The organism is uncultured Sphingomonas sp. (genome assembly GCF_964244235.1).
In the GTDB taxonomy this organism is placed as follows: Bacteria; Pseudomonadota; Alphaproteobacteria; order Sphingomonadales; family Sphingomonadaceae; genus Sphingomonas.
This window is the reverse complement of the sequence record NZ_CAXTII010000137.1, coordinates 1-3,425: the sequence shown is the minus strand read 5'-3', so window position 1 is coordinate 3,425 and position 3,425 is coordinate 1. Positions and strand designations below refer to the sequence as shown.

The 3,425-nt window shown below is 67.6% G+C and carries 4 protein-coding genes; 3 read left to right on the top strand and 1 reads right to left on the bottom strand.

Going from position 1 to position 3,425, the window contains the following annotated elements; all coding sequences use genetic code 11:
• The coding region (gene rlmN / locus ACFE7D_RS14205; RefSeq protein ID WP_375396061.1) for a 23S rRNA (adenine(2503)-C(2))-methyltransferase RlmN at positions 1-830 on the top strand (830 nt) is incomplete at its 5' end.
• Positions 831-939: 109 nt separating this feature from the next.
• Positions 940-1,695 (top strand): sulfite exporter TauE/SafE family protein, encoded by a 756-nt coding sequence (locus ACFE7D_RS14200; RefSeq protein WP_375396060.1) that lies wholly within the window; start codon positions 940-942, stop codon positions 1,693-1,695.
• An 11-nt stretch (positions 1,696-1,706) separates the two neighbouring features.
• Here the strand turns inward: ACFE7D_RS14200 and ACFE7D_RS14195 are convergent, their stop codons facing one another.
• On the bottom strand, positions 1,707-2,327 hold the full coding sequence (locus ACFE7D_RS14195; RefSeq protein ID WP_375396062.1) for a flavin reductase family protein: 621 nt from the start codon (positions 2,325-2,327) through the stop codon (positions 1,707-1,709).
• A 114-nt stretch (positions 2,328-2,441) separates the two neighbouring features.
• Between ACFE7D_RS14195 and ACFE7D_RS14190 the strand changes: the two genes are divergently transcribed.
• Positions 2,442-3,425: class I SAM-dependent methyltransferase (locus ACFE7D_RS14190; RefSeq protein ID WP_375396059.1), on the top strand; the 984-nt coding region annotated here is incomplete at its 3' end.

Genomic DNA, 3,425 nt, shown 5'->3' with positions numbered 1-3,425 from the left:
TCATCCCCGACGCCGATCGCGGCACGCTGTGCGTATCGAGCCAGGTCGGCTGCACGCTCAACTGCCGCTTCTGCCATACCGGCACGATGCGGCTGGTGCGCAACCTGACGCCCGCGGAGATCGTCGGGCAGGTCATGCTGGCGCGGGACTCGCTGGGCGAATGGCCGAGCCAGCCCGAGGGGCGGATGCTGACCAACATCGTGATGATGGGGATGGGCGAGCCGCTGTATAATTTCGAGGCGGTGCGCGATGCGCTGAAGCTGGTGATGGACGGCGACGGTCTCGCGCTGTCGAAGCGGCGGATCACGCTGTCGACCAGCGGCGTCGTCCCGATGATGGCGCGCGCGGGGGCGGAGATCGGGGTGAACCTGGCGGTGTCGCTCCACGCGGTCACCAAGGAAGTGCGCGACGAGATCGTGCCGCTGAACCGCAAATACGGGATCGAGGAATTGTTGCAGGCGTGCGCGGACTATCCCGGTGCGAACAATGCGCGGCGGATCACGTTCGAATATGTGATGCTGAAGGACAAGAACGACAGCGACGCGGATGCGCGCGAGCTGGTGCGGCTGATCCGGCATTACGACCTGCCGGCCAAGGTGAACCTGATCCCGTTCAACCCCTGGCCGGGCGCGCCGTACGACACCTCGACGCCCGAACGGGTGCGTGCGTTTTCCAGCATCGTGTTCGATGCCGGCATCTCCGCGCCCGTCCGAACGCCGCGCGGGCGCGATATCGACGCGGCCTGCGGGCAGCTGAAGACCGCGAGCGAGAAGAAGAGCCGCGCGGAACTGGATGCGCAGGCGGAGGCGAAGCTGCTGGCGCCGGGGTGACCCGCGCGTCACCCCGGCCTTGTGCCGGGGTCCGGGGCATCGCAGGACACACGTCGCGGTCCTTGCGGCCCTGTATGCCGGGACAGGCCCGGCATGACGAAGGTATCACATGGACCTCACCACGCTCGCCCTCCCCGCCGCAGCCGGTCTCGTCGGCGGCACGATGAATGCGCTCGCTGGGGGCGGGACCTTTGCCACGTTGCCGGCGCTGATCGCGATCGGGCTGCCCGCGAACGTGGCCAACGCGACCTCCAACGTCGCGTTGCTGCCGGGCGCGGCGACGAGCGTCTATGCGTTTCGCGACGAGATCGGGCCGGTCGGCGGGGTGCCTGTCCGATTGCTGGCGGCGATCACCTTTGTCGGCGGACTGATCGGCAGCGTCCTGCTGGTGCTGACCCCGTCGCACAGTTTCGACGTCATCATTCCCTGGCTGCTGTTGTTCGCGTTCGTCGTGCTGGCCGTCGGCAAGCCCGCGGCGGCGTGGCTGAATGCGCGGGTGACGATCGGGCCGCGGACGCTGATCGGGGCGCAGGCGGTGCTGGGCGTCTATGGCGGCTATTTCGGCGGCGGGGTCGGGCTGATGACGACCGCGGTCTACGGGTTGCTGGCGGGGATCACGCCGCGCGCGCTGTTCGCGCCGCGCACGCTGATGCTGGCGATCGCGAATGCCGCCGCGGCGATCATATTCGTGGTGAGCGGGCTGGTGCGGTGGAGCGCGGGCCTGCCGATGCTCGTAGGTGCGATCGTCGGCGGCTGGGTCGGCGCGCATGTGGGCAAGCGATTGCCGGCGGAGGTCATCCGGGCGTGGACATTGCTGGTGACGGCGGCGACGACGGCTGTGTTCTTCTGGCGGGCCTATGGTTGAGCCGAAGACCGCTACCCCGGCCGCCGCATCTCGAACCGCTGGGCCTCCGTCACCGTGAAATAATCGGCCGGGCCACCACCGCGGCTGACCGGTTCGGCCAGCACCGTCCTGTACGACCCGTCGATCAGCATCCGCCGATCGATATGGATGCCGACCGCCTCGCCGATGACCAGCCACTGGTCGAGCGCGCGGCCTTCCTTCGTCTCCAGCCGGATCAGCTGCGTCAGCCGGCATTCGAACGCCACCGGGCTGTCCGCGACGCGCGGCGGGCGGACGAGGCGCGAGGGTTCGGCCTTCAGGCGCGCGAGCGCGAATTCGTCGACCTCCGGTGCGACCCCGGCGGACGTCGCGTTCATCGCCTCGGCGAGCGGGCGGGTGACGAGATTCCATACGAATTCGCCCGTCGCGGCCACGTTCGCCACGCTGTCCTTCCACCCCGCCGAGGAAAAACCGATCAGCGGCGGGCTGTAGTTCAGCAGGTTGAAGAAGCTGTACGGCGCGATGTTTCGCGTGCCATCCTCGGCGACCGTGCTGATCCAGCCGATCGGGCGCGGCGCGACGATGGCGTTCAGCGGATCATGCGCCAGGCCGTGTCCGTGTACGGGTTCGTAGAAATGCCAGTCCGTCATCATTTGTTTCCCATCGCTGATCATCCGCCGCCGGACGTCGAGCCGGTTACGGCGCGCGATCCCGCATCTATCTTTTGTTTGAAACGCGGCGGTGATGACGTCTACACGACTGTAACAATGGCACTCATCGACATGTTCCTCGCCCGCCGGGTCAAGCGCGGCCAATTGACCGTTACGCATGCGAACGGCGCGGTCCGCACCTTCGGATCGCCCGATCCGGGCTTCGCCGACGTCGCGATCCGCTTCACCGACCGCGCGGCGGCGAACTTCATCGTGCGCAACCCGGGGCTCGGCGCGGCGGAAGCGTTCATGGACGGGCGGCTGGTGGTCGAACGAGGCGACATCAAGGCGCTTGTCGAACTATTGACGGGGAACGATCCGTGGGAGGCGGCGGGCAATCTGCTGGCAGCCGGGATCGGCAGGCGGTCGGTGCAGGCGATCACCCACCGGATCGGCCGGATCAACATGGCGCGCGCGTCGAAGCGCAACGTCGCGCATCATTACGACCTGTCCGACCGGCTGTACGACCTCTTCCTCGATGCCGACCGGCAATATAGCTGCGCCTATTTCACCGATCCCGCCAACAGCCTGGAACAGGCGCAGGCGGACAAGAAGGCGCATATCGCGGCGAAGCTGGCGATCGAGCCGGGCATGACGGTGCTCGACATCGGCTGCGGCTGGGGCGGGATGGCGTTGTACCTGCACGAGAAGACGGGCGCGGAGGTGCTCGGCGTGACGCTGAGCGAGGAACAGCTGAAGGTCGCCCGCCGCCGTGCCGCCGACGCCGGTGTATCGGGCAAGGTGCGGTTCGAGCTGATCGATTACCGCGCGGTGGCCGGCCGGTTCGACCGGATCGTGTCGGTCGGCATGTTCGAACATGTCGGCCCCGCGCATTACAGGACGTTCTTCCGCAGATGCCGCGACCTGCTGAGTGACGACGGCGTGATGCTGCTGCATACGATCGGGCGGATGAACGGCCCGTCGGTGACCGACGACTTCACGACGAAATACATCTTCCCCGGCGGGTACAACCCCGCGCTGTCGGAGATCGCCCGCGGCTATGAGGGCACGCGGCTGTTCCCGACCGACGTCGAGGTGCTT